Origin of the sequence: Ensifer adhaerens (assembly GCF_020035535.1) — a bacterium.
Classification (GTDB): domain Bacteria; phylum Pseudomonadota; class Alphaproteobacteria; order Rhizobiales; family Rhizobiaceae; genus Ensifer.
Window position 1 is genome coordinate 182621 of the sequence record NZ_CP083349.1, and the last position, 19714, is coordinate 202334.

At 63.1% G+C, this 19714-nt stretch carries 19 protein-coding genes; 12 read left to right on the top strand and 7 right to left on the bottom strand.

All coding sequences use genetic code 11. The features are described 5' to 3' along the window. Positions 1-249: 249 nt before the first annotated feature. From LAC81_RS00845 to LAC81_RS00855, 3 genes are all read left to right on the top strand, one after another. Entirely contained in the window at positions 250-1176 is a 927-nt protein-coding gene (locus tag LAC81_RS00845; RefSeq protein ID WP_113536515.1) for a sulfite exporter TauE/SafE family protein, read from the top strand. Beyond that, positions 1176-1976, top strand: coding sequence for a TIGR02186 family protein (locus tag LAC81_RS00850; protein WP_113536514.1), 801 nt, complete (start codon positions 1176-1178; stop codon positions 1974-1976). Before LAC81_RS00845 ends, LAC81_RS00850 begins: the two co-directional genes overlap by 1 nt. Before the next feature lie 211 nt (positions 1977-2187). Beyond that, on the top strand, positions 2188-2424 hold the full coding sequence (locus tag LAC81_RS00855; protein ID WP_034797129.1) for an Lrp/AsnC ligand binding domain-containing protein: 237 nt from the start codon (positions 2188-2190) through the stop codon (positions 2422-2424). Positions 2425-2475: 51 nt separating this feature from the next. On the opposite strand, the gene pdeM is transcribed toward LAC81_RS00855, so the two are convergent. After that, a complete protein-coding gene (gene pdeM, locus LAC81_RS00860) occupies positions 2476-3201 on the bottom strand; it encodes a ligase-associated DNA damage response endonuclease PdeM (protein WP_223726358.1) in 726 nt (241 codons plus the stop codon). A 117-nt stretch (positions 3202-3318) separates the two neighbouring features. Beyond that, positions 3319-5865, bottom strand: coding sequence for a ligase-associated DNA damage response DEXH box helicase (locus LAC81_RS00865; protein WP_223726359.1), 2547 nt, complete (start codon positions 5863-5865; stop codon positions 3319-3321). Between the two features lie 110 nt (positions 5866-5975). Here LAC81_RS00865 and LAC81_RS00870 point away from each other — a divergent pair, with 110 nt between their 5' ends. Further along, entirely contained in the window at positions 5976-6479 is a 504-nt protein-coding gene (locus tag LAC81_RS00870) for an Rrf2 family transcriptional regulator (protein ID WP_223726360.1), read from the top strand. Between the two features lie 46 nt (positions 6480-6525). Beyond that, on the top strand, positions 6526-6990 hold the full coding sequence (locus tag LAC81_RS00875; protein ID WP_223726361.1) for a carboxymuconolactone decarboxylase family protein: 465 nt from the start codon (positions 6526-6528) through the stop codon (positions 6988-6990). An 80-nt stretch (positions 6991-7070) separates the two neighbouring features. Here LAC81_RS00875 and LAC81_RS00880 read toward each other — a convergent pair whose 3' ends face one another. Together LAC81_RS00880 and LAC81_RS00885 are read right to left on the bottom strand one after the other, a co-directional pair. Next, on the bottom strand, positions 7071-7706 hold the full coding sequence (locus tag LAC81_RS00880) for a YitT family protein (RefSeq protein WP_034797123.1): 636 nt from the start codon (positions 7704-7706) through the stop codon (positions 7071-7073). Positions 7707-7811: 105 nt separating this feature from the next. Continuing rightward, complete coding sequence (locus LAC81_RS00885) at positions 7812-8750, bottom strand: methyltransferase (protein WP_223726362.1); 939 nt, start codon at positions 8748-8750, stop codon at positions 7812-7814. 162 nt (positions 8751-8912) lie between these two features. Between LAC81_RS00885 and LAC81_RS00890 the strand changes: the two genes are divergently transcribed. The 3 genes from LAC81_RS00890 (at position 8913) to LAC81_RS00900 (ending at position 11342) form a co-directional block, all read left to right on the top strand. Further along, complete coding sequence (locus LAC81_RS00890; RefSeq protein ID WP_113536508.1) at positions 8913-9179, top strand: DUF6460 domain-containing protein; 267 nt, start codon at positions 8913-8915, stop codon at positions 9177-9179. Between the two features lie 2 nt (positions 9180-9181). Further along, complete coding sequence (locus LAC81_RS00895) at positions 9182-9685, top strand: CAP domain-containing protein (RefSeq protein ID WP_223726363.1); 504 nt, start codon at positions 9182-9184, stop codon at positions 9683-9685. A gap of 301 nt (positions 9686-9986) precedes the next feature. Beyond that, positions 9987-11342: an MATE family efflux transporter gene (locus tag LAC81_RS00900; RefSeq protein WP_223726364.1), complete on the top strand. Its 1356-nt coding sequence runs from the start codon at positions 9987-9989 to the stop codon at positions 11340-11342. Here LAC81_RS00900 and LAC81_RS00905 read toward each other — a convergent pair. Together LAC81_RS00905 and LAC81_RS00910 are read right to left on the bottom strand one after the other, a co-directional pair. Continuing rightward, positions 11318-12403 carry a quinone-dependent dihydroorotate dehydrogenase gene (locus LAC81_RS00905; protein WP_223726365.1) on the bottom strand — a complete coding sequence of 362 codons (1086 nt, stop codon included), beginning with the start codon at positions 12401-12403 and terminating at the stop codon, positions 11318-11320. The genes LAC81_RS00900 and LAC81_RS00905 overlap by 25 nt on opposite strands. Beyond that, positions 12400-12747, bottom strand: a complete 348-nt coding sequence (locus tag LAC81_RS00910; protein WP_223726366.1) for a DUF952 domain-containing protein — start codon at positions 12745-12747, stop codon at positions 12400-12402. Before LAC81_RS00910 ends, LAC81_RS00905 begins: the two co-directional genes overlap by 4 nt. A 169-nt stretch (positions 12748-12916) precedes the next feature. Between LAC81_RS00910 and LAC81_RS00915 the strand changes: the two genes are divergently transcribed. Continuing rightward, on the top strand, positions 12917-13336 hold the full coding sequence (locus LAC81_RS00915; protein WP_113536504.1) for a hypothetical protein: 420 nt from the start codon (positions 12917-12919) through the stop codon (positions 13334-13336). An 81-nt stretch (positions 13337-13417) separates the two neighbouring features. Continuing rightward, entirely contained in the window at positions 13418-14068 is a 651-nt protein-coding gene (locus LAC81_RS00920) for a response regulator transcription factor (RefSeq protein ID WP_113536503.1), read from the top strand. Positions 14069-14126: 58 nt separating this feature from the next. Here LAC81_RS00920 and LAC81_RS00925 read toward each other — a convergent pair whose 3' ends face one another. Continuing rightward, positions 14127-17630 (bottom strand): PAS domain-containing hybrid sensor histidine kinase/response regulator, encoded by a 3504-nt coding sequence (locus LAC81_RS00925; protein ID WP_223726367.1) that lies wholly within the window; start codon positions 17628-17630, stop codon positions 14127-14129. A gap of 260 nt (positions 17631-17890) precedes the next feature. On the opposite strand from LAC81_RS00925, the gene mscL reads away from it, so the two are divergent. Then, on the top strand, positions 17891-18319 hold the full coding sequence (mscL, locus tag LAC81_RS00930; protein ID WP_223726368.1) for a large conductance mechanosensitive channel protein MscL: 429 nt from the start codon (positions 17891-17893) through the stop codon (positions 18317-18319). 207 nt (positions 18320-18526) lie between these two features. Then, entirely contained in the window at positions 18527-19693 is a 1167-nt protein-coding gene (locus tag LAC81_RS00935; protein WP_223726369.1) for a pyridoxal phosphate-dependent aminotransferase, read from the top strand. The last annotated feature ends 21 nt before the right edge of the window (positions 19694-19714 follow it).

Sequence of the window (19714 nt, forward strand, 5' to 3'; positions counted from 1 at the left end):
AATGTCAGGCCTGCTGCATAATTCCTTAATCGGAATCAGGCTAAGGAAGAATTGATGCAGCAATCAAGGTCCGACTGTGGCCTTGGCACGTCCTGGTGGAAGCGCAACGCTGCAGGAGTGCATGACGAAAGCCGCCTCGCCCTCGGGAGAGGTGCCGGCCTTTCGAATAATCCCTCATTCGTGGTGAATTGCTTGCCACACTAACCGGTTTGCCCGCATTGCGGGCCGTTGGCATATCGAGGACCCGGCGTGACGATCTATCTGCCCATCGCAGAGTTGTCGGTGAACATACTCATCATTCTCGGTATGGGCGCAGCCGTCGGCTTTCTGTCCGGCATGTTCGGCGTCGGCGGCGGCTTCCTGATCACACCGCTCCTGATCTTCTACAATATTCCGCCTGTCGTGGCGGTGGCGACCGGCGCCAACCAGGTGGTGGCCTCGTCGATCTCGGGCGCGATCACGCATTTCCGGCGCGGCACCATCGATATCAAGCTCGGCACGGTGCTTCTATGCGGGGGTCTTGCCGGCGCGACGGTCGGCGTCTGGCTATTCTCGCTGCTGCGCCGCCTCGGTCAGCTCGATCTGGTGATTTCGCTGCTCTATGTCGTGCTGCTCGGCACCGTCGGCGGCCTGATGCTTTGGGAAAGCATCACCGCCATGCGCAAGGCGGCCAAGAACCAGCAGACGACCTTGCGCCGTCCCGGACAGCACAACTGGGTGCATGGCCTGCCGCTGAAGATGCGCTTCAAGAAGTCGAAGATCTATCTGAGCGTCATTCCGGTGATCGCTCTCGGGTTCTGCATCGGTATCCTGACCTCGGTCATGGGTGTCGGCGGCGGCTTCATCATGGTGCCGGCGATGATCTATCTCCTGCGCATCCCGACGAACGTCGTCGTCGGTACGTCGCTGTTCCAGATCATATTCGTCTCGGCCTATACGGTCATCGTCCAGGCATCGACCAACTATACTGTCGACATCGTGCTCGCCTTCGTCCTGATGATCGCCGGCGTCATCGGTGCTCAGTATGGCGTGCGCGTCGGTCAGAAGCTGCGCGGCGAACAATTGCGCGCGCTGCTGGCGCTCCTCGTTCTCGCCGTCGGCATCCGTCTGGCGATCGAGCTCGTCATCCCGCCGAAGGACGTCTATTCGGTCGTATCCGCGGGGTTCGGTTTCTGATGATCCGTTTTGCCCGCACAGCACTCGCTCTTTTCGTCCTTGCCCTGGCCGCGCCGGCCGGTGCCGCCCTGCAGGAAGAAAACGCCGATCTCACAGAGAAGCTGGAGATCGGCATCTCCACCGACGAGATCGCCATTACCTCGGATTTTCGCGGCGCGGATCTGACGATCTTCGGCGCAGTGGACGGTTTTGATTCCGGGTTATTGGCCCAAGGCCGGTACAACATCATCGTGTCCCTCGAAGGCCCGAAAGACAACGCGACGGTGCGCAAGAAGGAGCGCGTCTTCGGCATCTGGGTGAACACCAGCTCCATGACCTTCGAGCTGGTGCCGGAATCCTATTCGCTGTCGAGCACGCGCGATATCGAAACGATCGCGCCGCCCGGCGAGATGGGCAACATGGGCATCGGTGTCGATCATATGCGGTTGGTCCCGCTCGGTTTCGTCGGCGACGGCAGCAATCTCGGCGAGTTCCGCGATGCTTTCCGTCGCATCCGTGAAACGAGCGGCGTCTACGAGCGCGATCCGGGCGGGGTGCAGTTCATCAGTGCGAGCCTGTTCAAGGCCTCGGTGCGCCTGCCGGCGAACGTGCCGAACGGGGTCCACGTGGTGCGCGCCTATCTCTTCCGCGACGGCGTCTTCGTTGCCGCCAAGGCGCTGCCGCTGCGTGTCGTCAAGACGGGCCTGGAGCAGTTCATTACCCAGGCCGCGCATCAGCAGCCGCTTTTCTACGGTCTCGTCGCCGTCCTGCTCGCAGTCATCACAGGCTGGGGCGCCAGCGTGATCTTCCGCAAGGAATAGTTTGGGCAGAAGCTTGCCTTGCGTTTGCTTTTGCCCGGCACGCGTTTAAAGAAAGAGCAGCAGGATGCTTTAGGGGTAAAGTACCCGGTGTCCCGAACATGTTGATCTGAACGCGTCGCGCCAAAAGGCGTGGTGAGTTCGAGAAAGCGATGCAGCTTGCGCCTATCCCCCGGATGACGGCAAGCGACGCGACACAGACAGAGGAAGCTCGATGAAACCGATTTTTGTCCAGTTGCAGTGCGCTCCCGGCAAGACCTACGAAGTCGCCGACGAGATCTACCGCAAGGAGATCGTTTCGGAGATGTACTCGACGAGCGGCGATTACGACCTGATCATCAAGGTCTACATCGAAGAAGGCCAGGACATCGGCAAGTTCATCAACGACAACATTGCCACGGTGCCGGGCATCTCGCGCTCGCTGACCACCCTGACGTTCAACGCGTTCTGATTACAGGCGGAGCCCCGGCGCGGGAGAGCCGCGCCGTTTTCCCCGCTCTCGTCAGGCGATGAGATTGGCAAACCGTACTGAATAGATCCGGTCGCGCCCGAGCATATGGGCGACCAGCTTGCTGCGGTCGAACAGCCCGGTCATCGCCCGATGCCTGAGGTCGAGCCCGCCGGTGGTCACACCAAAGGCGGGCATCAGCATGCGTGTGCCGTCCGTCGCAAAGCAGGCGCGGCGCACGGCCCTGTCCCGTCTGACCACCGTTGCTGCCGGATGCAGATGACCGGCGATCTCGCCCGCGACTTCGCCGCGCTTCGGCTCATGCCGGAAAACGAGACCGGCATGGCTAAGCTCGTCCATCGAGGCGCCCGGGAGCCCAAAGGCGCCGTCCGGGTCGTGGTTGCCGTTGATCCAGACCCATTCCCGCCCGAGCGCCATGGCGGCAATCATGTGGCGGAACGTGTCTGGCATCGCAGCTGAGCCGACGCGGTCGTGGAAATTGTCGCCGAGGCTGATGACGAGTTTCGGATTGTGACGGGCGATCGCGGCTTCGAGAACGCGTAGCGTCGCCAGCGTATCATAGGGCGGCAGCAGCATGCCGCGCCGGGCAAAGGCGGAACCTTTTTCCAGGTGAAGATCGGAAACGACGAGCGTGCTTGTCTCCGGCAGATAGAGGCTGCCGAGCGGATCGCACATCGCCGCGACTCCGTTGACGATTGTCTGGGCGTGGAGGAGCGGGGCAGTGGTCTGAGCCGAGAGGGCGTGGGCGAGCCGGTGCATGGTTATGGTCTCGCACGCTCTGTACGGAGGGGGGTACCCGCCTGACGCGGCAGACCGTCCAGAGAGGGATCACCCGCCCAACGCCACCGACTGCTCATTCTCAAAACCATTTTGCTATCAATCCACATTCAGCCCACCCATCGCCTCGTGGATCAGGTCGTCGGCGGCCTCCGAAAGCAGGAAGTCCTGCGCCTCGCCCTGGACCATCTCCTTGCCGATCTCCAGCATGACGGGCACGGCCAGCGGCGAGATGTGGTCGAGCCGTCGATGGGTGATGTGTCCCTTGATTCGCTTCAGCATATCCCCGAGGCGAGCGATGTCCAAAAGCCCTGTTGCCGCATCGTTGCGGGTCGCCTCGAGCAGCAGGTGGTCCGGCTCGTGCGCGTGCAATACGTCGTAAATGAGGTCGGCCGAGACGGTGACTTGGCGGCCGGTCTTTTCCTTGCCGGGATGCCGCTGGTCGATCAGCCCGGCGATCACGGCGCAATTGCGAAAGGTGCGCTTCAGCAGGAAGGATTCGTTCAGCCAGGCCTCGAGGTCGTCGCCTAGCATGTCCTCATCGAAAAGGTCGGCGAGCGCCCCGCGCCTGAGTTCGAAGGTGGCGCCGAGATCGTCGAGTGCCCATACCGCCAGGGAGTAATCGGTGGCGACGAAGCCGAGTGGCTTCAACCCGGCGCGGTCGAGCCGGCGGGTAAGCAGCATGCCGAGCGTCTGGTGCGCCAGCCGCCCCTCGAAGGCATAGGCGACCATGTAATGCCGGCTGCCGCGCGGAAAGGTCTCGATCAGAAGCTCGTCCTCACGCGGCAGCATCGAGACGTCCTTCTGCAGCGACAGCCAGTCGCGCACCTGTTCCGGCAGCGCCGAGCGCCGCGCCGGATCGGCGAGCATCTTGCGCACCTGCGCGGCCAGATAGGTCGAAAGCGGGAACTTGCCGCCGGCATAACTCGGCACCTTGGGATCAAAGGTGAAGGCCTGGCTGACGAGGCACTCGTTCTCGCGGATGCCTTCGAAGCGCAGCACCTTGCCGGAGAACATGAAGGTATCGCCCTGGGACAGCATTTCGAGGAAATATTCCTCGACCTTGCCGAGCGGCATGCCGCCGCGGCCAAGCGCGCCGCGCTGGTTGCGCTTGACCATGCGCACGTTCAGCATCGGCGACTCGACGATCGTGCCGACGTTCAGCCGGTATTGCTGCGCCACCAGCGGATTGGAGACGCGGTAGAGCCCGTCCTTGGTCTTGCGGATGCGGGCGTAGCGCTCATAGGTCTTCAGCGCATAGCCGCCGGTCGCGACGAAATCGATCACCCGTTCGAAGGTTTCCCAGGAAAGTGCCGTGTAGGGCGAGGCGGTGGTGATCTCGTCATAGAGGTCGAGCGGAGCGAACGGAGCAGCACACGCCATGCCGAGCACGTGTTGGGCGAGCACGTCGAGCGCGCCCTTGCCGACGGGTGGCGTATCCTGCGCACCGATATAGTTGGCGTCGAGCGCCGCCTGGCATTCCATCACCTCGAAGCGATTGGCCGGCACCAGGATCGCCTTCGAGGGTTCGTCCATGCGGTGGTTGGCACGGCCGATGCGCTGGGCAAGGCGGCTCGCCCCCTTCGGCGCGCCGACATGCACGACGAGATCGACATCGCCCCAATCGATACCGAGGTCGAGCGTCGAAGTGGCGACGACGGCGCGCAGGCGGTTCTCCGCCATAGCCGCCTCGACCTTGCGACGCTGGGCGACATCGAGAGAACCGTGATGCAGCGCGATCGGAAGGTTGTCGTCATTGATCGTCCAGAGTTCCTGAAACAGAAGCTCCGCCTGGCTGCGGGTGTTGACGAAGAGCAGTGTGGTACCGTGCTCCTTGATCGCGGCGTAGACATCGGCGATGGCGTAGCGCGCCGAGTGCCCGGCCCAGGGCACGTGCTCTTCCGTCTTGAGGATGGAAATCTGCGGTTTCGCACCGCCTTCGACGAGCACGAGCCCGGCGTGGTTGTTCGCGTCCGGCTCCTGTGGCACCAGCCAGCGCTGCAGATCCATCGGATCCGAGACCGTCGCCGAAAGCCCGATTGTCTGCAGTCGCGGTGCCAGCCGGCGTAACCGCGCCAGGCCGAGCGAGAGAAGATGACCGCGCTTGGAGGTGACGAGCGAGTGCAACTCGTCGAAGACGACGTAGCGCAGGTTTTTGAAGAAACGCGTCGCTTCGCCGTTGGCAAGCAGCAATGCCAGCTGTTCCGGCGTTGTCAAGAGAATGTCGGGCGGATTGAGCTTCTGCCGTTGGCGCTTGGCGGTCGGCGTGTCGCCCGTTCGGTTTTCGACGCGCACCGGCAGGCCCATTTCGCCGACCGGCTTCATCAGATTGCGCTCGATGTCGACAGCGAGAGCTTTCAAAGGCGAAATGTAGAGCGTGTGGATGCCGACGAAGGCGGAGCCCGGCGGGATCTTGCCGCGTCGGGTGAGATCGACCAGCGATGGCAGAAAGCCGGCAAGCGTCTTGCCGGCGCCCGTCGGCGCGATCAGCAGCGTGCTTTCTCCCGCCTCGGCGTGTGCCAGCAGCTCGAGCTGGTGGGCACGCGGCCGCCAGCCTTTCTCGCCGAACCAGCGTAGAAAGGGTGCGGGCAAGGTCAGGGCATCGCCTTGCGGTTCCGGGGAATCGATCCTGTTCACGGAGAACAAAGGTAGATCAAATCTGCCAAAAGAGAAGCCTGTGAGGCGGGTGGCAGACGGTCCCGTTGACTCTTTTTGAGAATCATGGATAAAATATATCTATGATTATGGGGGTGCCAATGAAACTTGGTGATGGGGTCGAGCAGGCCATTCACAGTGTGACGATGCTGAGCTGTCTGCAGCCGGGCAGCACGCTGTCGGCTGCTGCCCTTGCGGAGTTCCATGGCGTCTCCACCAGCTATCTCCTGAAGCACCTGCAGGCAATGTCGGGGGCAGGGTTGTTGGAGGCGGTGCCGGGCCCGAAGGGCGGTTATCGCCTTGCCCGCAAGCCGGAGAAGATAAGCCTGCTCGACATCGTGCTTGCGGTCGAGGGCCCGGAGCCGGCGTTCCGCTGCAACGAGATCCGCCTGCGCGGTCCCAATCCATACACCTGCAAGCCGACGGCGCCCTGCACCATCAATGCCGCGATGCTGAGGGCCGAGCAGGCCTATCGCGCCGAGCTCAGGCGCGTGACCATCGCCAGCATCATGGAAGAGCTCTATGCCAAGGATGACGGCAGCATTGCCGCAAGAACCAATGCGTTCCTGAAGATCAACGAACGCCGGTCAGCCGCCGGCGTTTGAGATCGTCCGCCAACCCCATAAATCACGTCAACCCAAGGAGAAGTGCATGCAACCGCGTTTCAATTTCGTCGAAGCCGCCCCGGATGCCTATAAGGCCGTTGCCGCGCTGGACAAATACGTCGTCAAGGACTCGGGCCTGGAGCCCCGCCTGATCCACCTGATCAAGCTTCGCGCCTCGCAGATCAACGGCTGCGCCTATTGCGTCGACATGCATGTGAAGGAGGCGCGCCATAGCGGCCTCAGCGAGCAGTGGATCCACCTGATCTGCACCTGGCGTGAATCGCCGATCTACGACGCGCGCGAGCGCGCTGTGCTTGCATGGACGGAATCGCTGACCAACATCGCCCAGACCCGTGCGCCGGACGAAGACTTCGAGCCGCTGAAGGAACATTTCACCGAAGCCGAGATCACCAAGCTCACGGTCGCGATCGGGGTGATCAACACCTGGAACCGGATCGCTGTCGGCTTCCGCTCCCAGCACCCGGTCGACGCGCCGTCAAAGGCTGCCTGAACCATCGTTATTCCGGGAAAAGCATGAAGCGCTCTCCCGGAAATGCCTCTTGCAACAGGCCTTCCAAGCGGAGAACCGATCTAGAGGGCGATGTACCGATCGGCGCGGTGATTGATGGCCACGAACAGGTTGAGGACGACCGCGCCGAGCACCGACCACGCGACGACTGTGGGTGAGGTCACGCCGAAGGCAAAGACGAGCACGACCATGTCGATCGCAAGCTGCACGAGACCGGCGCGAATGCCGAAACGCTCCTGCAGGTAGATGCCGAGAATGCCGACGCCGCCGAGGCTGGCGCGGTGGCGATAGAGCGCCAGGAGGCCGTAGCCGAGCAGCAGGCCGCCGAGCAGGGCCGCCCAGGCCGGCTGGATCGTGCCGATCTGGAAGAGGCGCGACTGGATGTCTGTCAGGAACGAGGTCACGCCGATGGCGATGAAGGTCTTGACCGTGAAGGCCGGGCCGAGCCGCTTCAGCGACAGGTAGAAGAACGGCAGGTTGAGCAGGAAGAAGGCGAGGCCGAAATTGATGCCGAAGGCATAGTGCAACAGGAAGGCGACGCCCGCGGTGCTGCCGGTGAGCAGACCCGCGCTTGCGAGGAAATAGAGGCCGAGCGCGGCAATCAGGCTGCCGGTGAAGATGCCCTGCAGGTCCTCGACGGCTGAGTGCCGGGTCGGGCTGGTGTTCCAGAGACCGAAAACGCTGCTGATCTGAGCCATGGCAAATCCTCGATTGCGATGGCAAAGCAATGCTGCAACGCACAAAAACAATCAAGAAAAATACGTCAGTTATGCTGACCTATTTTTGCGACTCTGCCTTGCGTTTTACGCAGGCTTGCGCGCCAGGAACAGGATGCCGAAAACCGGTTGGCCGGCATCCATACGAATGACGGTGCGCTCGATGGCCTTGAACTCCAGACCATGCGTCGCGCAGAGCCCGCGGATATAGGTTTCGCTGTGGGCATAGCGCAGCGAGGGGCGTAGGAGGAAATCCACGCCATCGCCCGCATCCTCGACCGAGAAGGCGAAGTGGCCGCCTGCGTCAAGCAGTCGGAGGGTAATCTCAAAGACACTGTCGAGATTGCCGAGATACATGAGAACGTCGGCGGCGCTGACGAGATCGGCCCGGGCGGGGGCGAAGTTGCCGAAGATGCCGGATGTTTCCGGCGAGAGCGAGAGGTCGGCGCGTGCCAGCCGATCGTAGGTGGATTTCGCCTCGGCCTTGGCGAGCATGTTGATGGAGATGTCGAAACCTTCGAGAAACTGCGCTCGATCCCGGATGCGCTCGCCAAAGAGGCCGGTGCCGCAGCCGAGATCCGTCACATGCTCGAAGATGAGGCCTCCGGTGTGGCTTTGGATTAGGGCCGCGAGCTTCTGCGGCACGGTATAGCCGAGCTTCGCCACCAGCGCCTTGTCGAAGCGGTCGGCATAGTCGTCGAAGAGCCGCTCGACATAAAGGCTCGGCGGCTGTTCGGGCATATCTGCCGCGCCGAGAAGCGCCAGCTTCAGGCCGGCGCCGAAGATGTCCTGAGGGCTCAGCGACAGGGTTTTTCTGAGCGCGTCGATCGCCGCCTCTTTCCGGCCAGATTTTTCTTCATAGTCCGCGAGCCGAAACCAGCCAGCTGCCCAGTTGGGGGCCTGTTCCAGCGCTTGCGACATGAGTTCGGCCGCGCTTGAGTGCTCGCCGCCCTCGGCAAGCATTTTTGCGTAGTCGGCGCGGCGGTCGGCGATCAGGTCGCCGGAGGAGAGCTGGTTGAGCGTCATCAATGTGAGATGTTGGTTGCGATCAGCGCTTCTGACGCCGGATGCCGCAAAACACAAGCGGAATCTGGCCGAAACCGAGAGCTTGGGCGCCATGCAGGGGCTGGCCGACTTGCGACGCCGCCGATCGCGGCTTATGTGAAGACAAACAGGAGAAGTTCGAGGATGTCGGACGGAATGGACAGATTCTTGGGTGACTCGCCGCTGCGCGTGCTGGTTAAGCTCGTCGTGGTGTCGATCCTCGTCGGCTTCGTGATGAGGATGTTCGGCTGGTATCCGACCGATATCTACTTCGCTGTCCGCAACTTCCTGCTCGACCTCTGGTATACCGGCTTTGCCGCACTCGGCCGGGTAGGGGACTACCTGCTGCTCGGTGCCGTGATCGTCGTTCCGGCCTTCGTCATCCTTCGCGTGCTGAGCTATCGGCGCTGATGATGCAGGACCGGTTTCTTCTCATCGAACGCCGCGGCCTTCTGCGCGCCACCGCCATCCTATCGCTCGGCGCGCTTGCCGGCTGCACGACCTCCAAGGTGCTGACGCCTGAAAGCGGCACCGGCAGCGACCAGACTGCGGCGAGCCTCGGCTACGTCAACAAGCTGCGCAAGGGCAGGGGGCTGACAGAGCTCGTGGCCAACCACGCGGCTTCGGCCGCTGCAATGAGCCAGGCGGCGCGCATGGCCAAGGTTGGTAAGATGCAGCATCTGATTGGCTGGAACGACAGTTTCTACGACCGGATGAAGGGCCAGGGCGTGACCCTGCCGGCCGCCGAAAACATTGCCGTGGGCCAGGACGACGCAGAGCGCGCCTATGACGCCTGGTTCAAGTCGCCCAAGCATCTCGAAAACATGCTCGGCAACTATCGCGGCCTCGGCGTTGCGGTCGCCCAGAACGCCGCCTCCGGCAACCGACCCTTCTGGGCCATGGTGCTTTCGGGCTAAGCGCGCCTCACCACTACGCGACCGCTCTCTTGGAGCTTTGCCCCTCATCCCCCTGCCGGGCCCTACTCCCCAGAGGGATGGGGAGCAGGAGACCTATGGCGCTTGCTCGGTCCGTCGCGACGTCCCCTCTCTCCATCTGCGGGGAGACGGCCAGTCCTCCGGTTAGATCCGAGGAGAGGGGCCTTCACATACGCTGACCCGCGCATGCATTCGCGGTCGGCAGCGGCAAATGCCACCTTGCATCCCCCCATGCTCATTCCCTAAAACGGTCATCTCTCACCTATCACGCCCGGACCGTTCGATGACCGCCTCTCCCGTCTCGCCGAGCGAACCTGCCGGCCCCTTTCACGTCACCCATCGTCTGATCCTGGCAATTGCGCTGCCGATGACGCTCGGCTTTCTGACGACGCCGTTGCTCGGGCTGGTCAACACGGCTGTCGTCGGGCGCATGGGGCAGGCGACCCTGCTGGCGGGCCTTGCTGTCGGCGCCATCCTGTTCGACCTGATCTTCACCACCTTCAACTTCCTGCGGGCAGCGACGACGGGTTTGGTTGCCCAGGCCTATGGCCGCGGCGACCGCCGTGAGCAGCAGGCGGTGTTCTGGCGATCGCTGATCATCGCGCTCATTTGCGGTACGGTCAGCCTGCTCGTTTCGCCGCTTCTGCTATCCGGCGGCCTCTGGCTGATGGGACCGGAGCCTGAGGTGGCAGCCGTCACCCGGACCTATTTTCTCTGTCGCATCATTTCAGCGCCTGCCGCTCTTGCGAACTACGCCATCCTCGGTTTCGTGCTTGGCCGCGGCGAAGGTACCATCGGCCTGGTGCTGCAGACGCTGATTAACGGCATCAACATCGTGCTCTCGATCCTGCTCGGTCTCGTTCTCGGCTGGGGTGTGACGGGTGTCGCGCTCGCGACCGTCATCGGCGAGATTGTCGGTGCGCTTGCCGGCTTTGCCATCGTTTATGGGCGCTTCGATCTCAAGGACGCGCCGAGCTGGGCGTCGATCTGCGATCGCGAACGGCTGAAGCCGCTCTTCGGGCTCAACCGCGACATCATGATCCGCTCCTTCGTGCTGCTGGCCGCCTTTACACTGATGACGCGCATCGGTACGGCCTTCGGGCCGGTGACGCTAGCGGCAAACGCGGTGCTGATGACGATCTTCCTGGTTGCCGGCTACTACCTCGACGGTCTCGCCAATGCTGCCGAACAACTGATCGGCCGCTCGATCGGTGCCCGCTACCGCCCGGCCTTCGATCGGGCGCTACGCCTCACGGGCGCGTGGTCGCTGGGGCTCGCTCTGGTCACCACGATCGCCCTCGTGCTTCTAGGCGACAGGCTCGTCAATCTGCTGACGACGGCGTCCGATGTCCGCGCGGCCGCATACGAGTATCTGCCATGGGCGGCGGTGACCGCGACCACGGGCGCGCTCGCCTTCCTGATGGACGGCGTCTTCATCGGCGCCACCTGGTCGCGCGAGATGCGCAACATGATGGTCGCGGCCTTTGTCGGCTACGCGGCGGCCCTGGCCGTGCTTGTACCCGTCTTCGGCAATCACGGGCTCTGGGCCGGCCTCAACCTTTTCCTGCTGATGCGCGGCCTGTTTCTGCTTTCGAGAATTCCCGCGAAGGCGCGTCAGACCTTCCGACCGGCCCAATAGTCGAGGCGGCTGTCGCGGATGTCGCGGATCGAGTTGAGCCGTTCGCGGTCGCAGAGATCGGAAAGACCACGCACAATACGGCCGGGCAGCGCGGGGCCCTCATAGACCATGCAGGAATAGAGCTGGACCAGATCGGCGCCGGCGCGGATCTTCTCCGCTGCGGTCTCGGCCGAACCGACGCCGCCGACGCCGATGATCGGCAGGTTCGGTCCGACGCGCTTGCGCATACGGGCAAGCACTGCCGTCGACTTCTCGAAGAGCGGCCGGCCGGAGAGGCCGCCGGCTTCCTTCGCTTGGGTCTGATCCTTCAGGCCTTCGCGCGAAAGCGTCGTGTTGGAGACGATCAGACCATCGAGATTGTGGGCGAGCACTTCGGCTGCGATGTCATCCATGCCCTCTTCCGTCAGATCGGGCGCGATCTTCAGGAATACCGGAACATAGCGGCTGCTGCTGCGGGCTTCCTCGTCGCGAGCCGAGAGCACGGCCGATAGCAGGGCGGCGAGGCTCTCACGCGCCTGCAGGTCGCGCAGGCCGGGCGTGTTGGGCGAAGAGATGTTGGCGGTGAAATAGCGGGCGACCGAGTAGAAGGCGTGGATGCCGTTCACATAATCGGCAATGCGGTCGGCACTGTCCTTGTTGGCGCCGATATTCACGCCGATCAGCGCATTGCGCGAGCAGGCCTTGAGCCGCGCCAGCGCCGCGCCATGGCCCTCATTGTTGAAGCCCAGCCGGTTGATGACGGCCTCGTCCTCGACCAGCCGGAAGATGCGTGGCTTGTCGTTGCCGGACTGCGGCTTCGGCGTGACCGTGCCGATCTCGGTGAACCCGAAACCGATCTTCAGCAGCGCTTCCGGCACCTCGGCATTTTTGTCGTAGCCGGCGGCCATGCCGATCGGGTTCGGGAACTCGATGCCCGCGACCGTCTGGGACAGCCGCTTGTCGGCCTTGGCGGGACAACTCGGCACGAGCCCGGTCTTCAACGCCTTGATCGAGAGGCCGTGCGCGGCCTCCGGATCGAACAGGAAGAGGCCACGGCGGGCGAGATTGGTAAGCGGGTTCATGCGTCAAGTTCCGGGAAGATATGCGAGCCATCGGCACCGAGCGGCAGGGGCTTTTCCCAAACCACGGCGGAGAGGAAGAGGGGGGCGTAGAGATGCGGAAAGAGGGCGCCACCGCGCGAAGGTTCGTAGACCAGCTCCTCTCCGAGCGCGTCGCCATCGACGGCGACCAGCAGCAGGTCTTCCTGTCCTTCGAAATAGCGCGCCGCCGTCTCGACGACCTGCTCGCCGGTCGAAAAATGGACGTAACCGTCGGCGAGATCGACGGGCGCGCCGTCGAAGCGCCCGCTGCGCTTGGCTTCCTGCCACAGCGAGGCCGGAACGATCTTGTAGATGATGGAACCCATTGTGCCCGTCTGTCCCCGTAATCTTCTGTCGTGGCCTTGCCGCAAATATCGGCGATTGTCCATCGCAGAAGGACGTCGATTCGCGCATAATCGGTGGTGAAGATCGATTTCGCTCATCCCGTTCATGTGCCGGACGTCATCTGGCAAGGACCGCAACGGAGAGGACGTCATGAGAAAAGCAACTGTCGCACTTCTGATTGGTGCCGGCTTGGCATTCGCCGGCATCGCCTCGGCGCAGGATCCGGCGCCCGGCCGCTATAGTATGCAGAAATCCGAGACCGGTATCGCCCGTCTCGACACGCAAACCGGCGAAGTGTCACTCTGCCAGGAAAGGAACGGCGAACTCGTCTGCCGCATGGCAGCGGACGAACGCTCTGCGCTCGAGCTGGAGATCGACCTCCTGACCAAACGGGTGGAGACCTTGGAAAAGGCCGTCAAATCCGGTGATAGCGTCGCGAAACGGGACCTTCCGACCGACGAAGAGATTGACCGGACAATGGGCATCATGGAAAGAATGATGCGTAAGTTCATGGATATCGTGAAGGATCTCGAAGGCAGCGACCCCGCGACGGAGCCGCAGAAGACCTGAGACGCCGGATCGGCCATGCGGAATGCGGATCGGCGCGTGGAGGCGTGCAGGTCGCAGACCGGGCTCTTGGGAGGGAGCGACATGACGCCGGACATGACCATCATCATCGCGGACGATCATCCGCTGTTTCGTGGCGCCATGCGCCAGGCCCTCAGCGGCATGGACGGCGCGCCTGCCATCGTCGAGGCAGGCGATTTCGCAGCCGCGCGCAAGGCTGCTGCCGATTATCCGGATGCCGATCTCCTGCTGCTGGACCTGACCATGCCCGGCGTCAGCGGCCTCTCGGGCCTGATTGCGCTTCGCGCCGAGTTTCCGAGCCTGCCGGTCATGGTGGTTTCGGCCCACGACGATCCGGCAACGATCCACCGCGCGCTCGATCTTGGCGCCTCCGGCTTCCTGTCGAAGTCGGCCGGTATCGAGGAAATCCGTGAAGGTATCGAGAAGGTGATGGCCGGCGAGGTCTTCGTGCCGGCGGGTTATGACCAAACACAGGAATACGAACCGGAAGTCGCCGATCTGCTGCAGCGGTTGCAGACGCTGACGCCGCAGCAGTCGCGTGTTCTCAGCATGCTGGGTGAGGGGCTGCTCAACAAGCAGATCGCCTATGAGCTCGGTGTCTCCGAGGCAACCATCAAGGCGCATGTCTCGGCGATCCTGTTGAAGCTGAATGTCGACAGCCGCACCCAGGCGGTCATCCAGCTTTCCAAGATAGGCACCGTCGCCGCGGCCTGAGGCGGTTGACCTAGCGCTGCAGCCATTTTCTTCTATCGCCGGCGCACCGCCGACGCGCTCATTCAGCAGCCGTTCGCGCCGCAGTCGAAAGTTGCGTCAGCCACGCCCGCATCGCTGCCGGTCGCACCGGCTTGTTCTGGACCGAGACGCCGTCGCGCTCGGCCGCGGCGCGTACTTCCGGAGTGCGATCCGCCGTCACCAGCAAGGCCGGAATCGCCTCACCCGCGCATAGCCGGATCTTTGCAATTGCCTCGATGCCCGTTCCATCGTCGAGGTGGTAGTCGGCGATAACAGCGTGCGGCTTTTCGGCCGGCTGTGCGGCCATCTCGGCGCAGGCGGCAACCGATTCAACCGTGCTGACGACGCAGCCCCAGCCGGACAGCAGCACCTTCATGCCCTCGAGGATGCGCGGCTCATTGTCGATGCAGAGCACACGCAGGCCGTTGAGCGCCTCGCTTGCCTTGCTGGGAACGACCGGGCGGACGCCGACCCGTTCGCCGGCGCTGATGTCCAGCGGCAATGTCACCTTGAAGCCGGTGCCCTTGCCCGGTGTCGATTGCAGGCTGACCGGATGGTTGAGCACGCGCGAGATGCGATCGACGATCGAAAGGCCGAGGCCGAGGCCGGAAGCCGTGCGCGCACCCTCATCGAGCCGGGCGAACTCCTTGAAGACCGTGCGGAATTTTGAGGATGGAATACCGATGCCGGAATCGAGCACCTCGATCGTCGCCATCGCACCATGCCTGCGCACGCCGACCAGCACCTTGCCGGTGAGCGTATATTTAATCGCGTTGGAAACGAGGTTCTGGACCACGCGTCGAAGCAGGTTCGGATCGCTGCGCACCGTGAGCGAGGTCGGCATGACCACCAGTTCGAGATCCTTCGCGCGGGCGATCGGCGCGAAATCGGTCTCGACGCGGCGGAGCAGGTCGTTGAGCGGCACGGATTGCAGCCGCGGCTTCATGGCGCCGGTGTCGAGGCGTGAGATGTCGAGCACGGCGCCGAGAATGGCTTCGACCGATTCCAGCGAGGAATCGATGTTCTCGACCAATGTGCTGTCATCGGAATCGCCGAGCCGCTCGACCAGCGAGGAGGAGTAGAGCCGGGCGGCATTGAGCGGCTGCAGGATGTCGTGGCCGGCCGCTGCGAAGAACCGCGTCTTGCCGATATTGGCCTCTTCCGCGGCAGCCCGTGCTTCGGCGAGCTCCCGGTTCACGCGGGTCAGCTCGCCAGTACGCTCCTCGACGCGCAGTTCCAAAGTCTCGTTCGCCTGTTTCAGCGCCATGTCGGCGGCAACGCGCTGGGTGATGTCGGTATAGGTGGTGACGATGCCCTTGTCGGGCATGGCGTTGGTACGCACTTCGATGATGCGCTCGCCATTGCCAAGTTCGAGCAGGAAGGGTTTGTCGAGTGTCAGGAAGTTGGCGATCAGCCCCTTTTCCTGATCCTTGCGGATATCGCCGCGCTTGGTGAGGATCGAGACGATATCGGCAAGCGGGAAGCCCACCTGGCCGGCGGCTTCAGGCAAGTCGAGAAGCTGGCGGAAGCGCCGGTTCCAGATGATCAGGTTGTTGGCATTGTCGAAGACGGCAATGCCCTGGTCCATCTGCGAGAGTGCCGTCTGCAGCATATCCTGATTGTACTGCAGCGCCTCGCTTGCCTGGTCGAGCAGCCACGCGGTGTCCGACGACGTGTCGTCGCCGCGCTGCAGGACGAGCGAAAGCACCAGACGCGCCGAGGATGAGCCGATGGCGCTGCCGAGCAACTGCTCGGAAAAATGCACGACCGCCATGTCGGCCGGCGCGTTGTCGTCCAGCCAGCGGCCGGACTGGCGCTCATAGGTGTGGAACGAGCGCTGCATGCGCTCGGTGCCCATGTAGCGGCCGATCGTCGCCTTGAGATCGCGCACCGTGACCTTGGTCTTGCGACCGCGGAAGGTGCCCTCGGTGCGCGACCGCCGGGTGATGAAGATGCCGGCCTGGAAGCGCTCGATCGGCTTTGGTGTCCGCGTCAGCGACGCCAGCACATAGGCGCTGCAGTTGACGAGCAGGCTCAGCGTCGTGGCATTGACCAGCGGGTCGGCGCCGGGACCCGAGAACAGGTCGGTAAATGGCAGCAGGAAGCTTAGGACCGTTGCCGCGACCTGGGAATTGTCCGGTCCGCCGAGGCTCGGCAGGAACAGCAGATAGGCCCAGACGAAGAAACCGGAGACCATGCCGGTGATCGCGCCGCGCGCATTCGCCTGGCGCCAGACGAGGCCGCCGAGCATGGCCGGCGCCATCTGGGAGATGGCGACGAAAGACAATAGCCCGAGCGAAGCAAGCCCGGCGCTGATATCGGCGGAGCGGTAATAGCCGTAACCGAGCAGGAGCACGACGAAGATCGCCGAGCGGCGGATGTTGAGAAGCGTCCCAGCAAGGTTTTCCTGCAAGCCTCCGCGCTGGCTGAGATTGCGGCGCAGGAAAACCGGCATGACGATGTCGTTGGAAATCATGATCGACAGCGCCACCGACGCGACGATCACCATGGCCGTCGCTGCCGAGAAACCGCCAATGAAGGTAATCAGCGTCAGGAGCGGCAGGCCGTTGGCGAGTGGCAGGGTCAAGAGGTAAAGGTCCGCGTCCCCCGAGCCCGAGAAGGTGAGGAGTCCGGCAATCGCGATCGGCAGCACAAAGAGATTGATGGCGACCAGATAAAGCGGGAAGAGAATGCCGGCGGTCCGAAGTTCTCCGTCCGTGCGGTTTTCGACGACGGTGACGTGAAATTGGCGCGGTAGCATGATCACCGCGAAGGCCGAGGTGACGATCAGCAGGATCCATCGCGCCGTCGGGGTCTCGTAGGACAGTGCCGATTGTACCGCCGGGCTTTCGGTGGCCAGCGACCAGAGATGCGCCGGGCCGTTGAAAATGACGAAGACGATGTAGAAGCCGGCAGTGACGAGTGCCACGAGTTTGACGAGCGACTCCATCGCGATCGCCAGGATCAGCCCGTCCTGGTGCTCCGTCGCGTCGGTGTGGCGCGTGCCGAAGACGATGGCGAAGCAGGCGAGAAACAGGGTCACGAGCAGCGGCAGGTCGATGAAGCTCTGCCCGGCGCCGATGCCGTAGTCGCTGGTGTTGATCATCGCCGCGACAGAACTCGAAATCGCCTTGAGTTGCAGCGCGATGTAGGGGATGGCGCCGACCAGCGAGATCAGCGCGACGATTGCTGCCACGGCCGGGTTCTTGCCGTAGCGCGCGGCGATGAAGTCGGCGACCGAGGTCAGTTTCTCTGTCTTGGCAAGGCGGATGATCTTGCGGATCAGCGGCATGCCCAGCGTGAACATCAGGATCGGCCCGATATAGATACCGGTGAATTCAAGCCCGCGCTCGGCCGCAAGCCCGATACCGCCGAAATAGGTCCAGGACGTGCAATAGATCGCAAGGCTGAGGGCATAGACGAGCGGTCTGCCTTTCAGCGCAGCGCTTTTCCTCCTGGCCCGCCGGTCGCCATAGCTCGCGACTGCAAACAGCAGCAGCAGATAGGCGAAGGCCGAGGCAAAGATGACCGAACCCGAAAGCATGCCTCATTCCTCCGACACGAAGCATAGGACAAGTCCGTCAGGTTGAGAATTGCCCCGCGCATGAGTCTTAAGTCCAAGGCGCTGCTAGAGAAAATGCGCTCTCGGGTGCGGCGGGGTTTCGGTCCTTCTTTTCGCAGGCGCGATTTGACCAAAGCAAAGAAAGGTTTTCTCGCTGCCCGCTTTGGTTTAGTTTCCGTAAACGGTTGCAGCGCGGGACAGCGCCGGCGGTCGCTTTCAACGGGGATAAAACGGAGAGACGTATGCTGAATGAGTTCAAGGAGTTTATTGCCCGCGGGAACGTGATGGATCTCGCGGTCGGTGTCATCATCGGCGCCGCCTTCAACAAGATCGTGACGTCGGTCGTCGAAGACCTCGTGATGCCGATTGTTGGTGCGCTCACCGGCGGTGGTTTCGATTTCTCCAATTACTTCGTCCCGCTCTCCGCCAATGTGACCGCGACGTCTCTCGCCGCTGCCCGTCAGCAGGGCGCGGTGTTTGCCTATGGCAACTTCATCACCGTGCTCATCAACTTCCTGATCCTTGCCTGGATCATCTTCCTGATGATCAAGGCCGTGAACCGCATGCGCACCTCGCTCGAAAAGCAGAAGGAAGCAGCACCGGCCGCTCCGCCGGCGGAAGACATCCAGCTTCTCTCCGAAATCCGCGACCTGTTGAAGCAGCGCGCCTGAGCCATTTCTCGCGGCCTCGGCCAACCGGGGCCGCGAAACATCACAGAAATCGATAAACCGGTCAGATAAAGTCGCGTGATCGCTCACGCGAAAGCGGCTAGAAGCGATGGACAGTCTGGAGCGGGCCATTTCCGCTCTAATCCATTGGAATCTTTCGCGATGATCTCGGGCGATCCGGCCGGGACCGTCGCGCGTCCGGAGCCCGTCATGACCATCCTCAGCACCATCAGCCCCCGCGCTCTTGCGGCGCCCGAAAGCGGTATCGTCGAGGTGGTGAACTATGCCCGCGGGCGTGACGGCCTGATTCCGCTCTGGGTCGGCGAAGGCGATCTGCCGACGCCTGCCTTCATCAGTGACGCGGCGCGCGAGGCGCTTGTCGCCGGCGAGACCTTCTACACCTGGCAGCGCGGCATCCCGCCACTGCGCGAGGCGCTGGCGCGCTACTACCAGAGGCGCTTCCAGAAAAGCCTTTCGCCCGAAAACTTCTACGTCGTCGGCTCCGGCATGCAGGCGATCAAGCTCTCGATCGAGGCGATCGCCTCGCCGGGTGACGAGATGGTGCTATTGACGCCGGCATGGCCGAACTTTGCCGCCGCCGCCGATCTCTCCGGCGTCCGTCCGGTTTCGGTCGAGCTGCGCTTCGAACACGGTAAATGGCAGCTCGATCTCGATCGACTGGAAGCGGCAATCGGACCGAAGACCAGGGCGCTGTTCATCAACACGCCGTCGAACCCGACCGGCTGGACCGCGACCCGCGAAGAACTGGCCGCGATCCTCGCGCTCGCGCGCAAGCACGGCCTCTGGATCATCGCCGACGAGATCTACGCCCTCTACTACTATGCCGGTACCCGCGCGCCGTCCTTCCTGGACGTCATGGAAGAGGGCGACCGTATCCTCTTCGTCAATTCCTTCTCGAAGAACTGGTCGATGACCGGCTGGCGTGTCGGCTGGATCGTCGCGCCTCCGGAGATGGGCCAGGTGCTGGAAAATCTGGTGCAATATTCGACGTCGGGTGTTGCCCAGTTCATGCAGCGCGGCGCCGTCGTTGCGCTCGACGAGGGCGATGCCTTCCTGGACGCGAATGTCGCCAAGGCGACGAAAAACCGTGACGTCTTCTGCGATGCGCTGATTGCCACCAACCGGGTGGAAACGCTGAAGCCCGACGGCGCGCTCTACGCGTTCCTGAAGATCGATGGCGTTACGGATTCGCGTGCGGCGGCGATCGATATCGTCGACAAGACTGGCGTCGGCCTGGCGCCGGGCACCGCCTTCGGCGACGGTGGTTCGCTGTTCATGCGCGCCTGTTTCCTGCGCGATCCGGCTCAGGTGAAGGAAGCCGCAGACCGCCTGCAGCGCTATATCCTTGGCGGCTGACGCCGGGGCGCGTGACCGAAG

Excerpts from the sequence above, each read along its gene's own strand:
- LAC81_RS00895 (WP_223726363.1), top strand. The coding sequence starts at position 9,182 with ATGCAGGACCGGTTTCTTCTCATCGAACGCCGCGGCCTTCTGCGCGCC.
- LAC81_RS00885 (WP_223726362.1), bottom strand. The coding sequence starts at position 8,750 with ATGACGCTCAACCAGCTCTCCTCCGGCGACCTGATCGCCGACCGCCGC.
- LAC81_RS00875 (WP_223726361.1), top strand. The coding sequence starts at position 6,526 with ATGCAACCGCGTTTCAATTTCGTCGAAGCCGCCCCGGATGCCTATAAG.
- LAC81_RS00900 (WP_223726364.1), top strand. The coding sequence starts at position 9,987 with ATGACCGCCTCTCCCGTCTCGCCGAGCGAACCTGCCGGCCCCTTTCAC.
- LAC81_RS00880 (WP_034797123.1), bottom strand. The coding sequence starts at position 7,706 with ATGGCTCAGATCAGCAGCGTTTTCGGTCTCTGGAACACCAGCCCGACC.
- LAC81_RS00935 (WP_223726369.1), top strand. The coding sequence starts at position 18,527 with ATGACCATCCTCAGCACCATCAGCCCCCGCGCTCTTGCGGCGCCCGAA.
- LAC81_RS00890 (WP_113536508.1), top strand. The coding sequence starts at position 8,913 with ATGTCGGACGGAATGGACAGATTCTTGGGTGACTCGCCGCTGCGCGTG.
- mscL (WP_223726368.1), top strand. The coding sequence starts at position 17,891 with ATGCTGAATGAGTTCAAGGAGTTTATTGCCCGCGGGAACGTGATGGAT.
- LAC81_RS00850 (WP_113536514.1), top strand. The coding sequence starts at position 1,176 with ATGATCCGTTTTGCCCGCACAGCACTCGCTCTTTTCGTCCTTGCCCTG.
- LAC81_RS00920 (WP_113536503.1), top strand. The coding sequence starts at position 13,418 with ATGACGCCGGACATGACCATCATCATCGCGGACGATCATCCGCTGTTT.
- LAC81_RS00925 (WP_223726367.1), bottom strand. The coding sequence starts at position 17,630 with ATGCTTTCGGGTTCGGTCATCTTTGCCTCGGCCTTCGCCTATCTGCTG.
- LAC81_RS00910 (WP_223726366.1), bottom strand. The coding sequence starts at position 12,747 with ATGGGTTCCATCATCTACAAGATCGTTCCGGCCTCGCTGTGGCAGGAA.
- LAC81_RS00905 (WP_223726365.1), bottom strand. The coding sequence starts at position 12,403 with ATGAACCCGCTTACCAATCTCGCCCGCCGTGGCCTCTTCCTGTTCGAT.
- pdeM (WP_223726358.1), bottom strand. The coding sequence starts at position 3,201 with ATGCACCGGCTCGCCCACGCCCTCTCGGCTCAGACCACTGCCCCGCTC.
- LAC81_RS00915 (WP_113536504.1), top strand. The coding sequence starts at position 12,917 with ATGAGAAAAGCAACTGTCGCACTTCTGATTGGTGCCGGCTTGGCATTC.
- LAC81_RS00870 (WP_223726360.1), top strand. The coding sequence starts at position 5,976 with ATGAAACTTGGTGATGGGGTCGAGCAGGCCATTCACAGTGTGACGATG.
- LAC81_RS00855 (WP_034797129.1), top strand. The coding sequence starts at position 2,188 with ATGAAACCGATTTTTGTCCAGTTGCAGTGCGCTCCCGGCAAGACCTAC.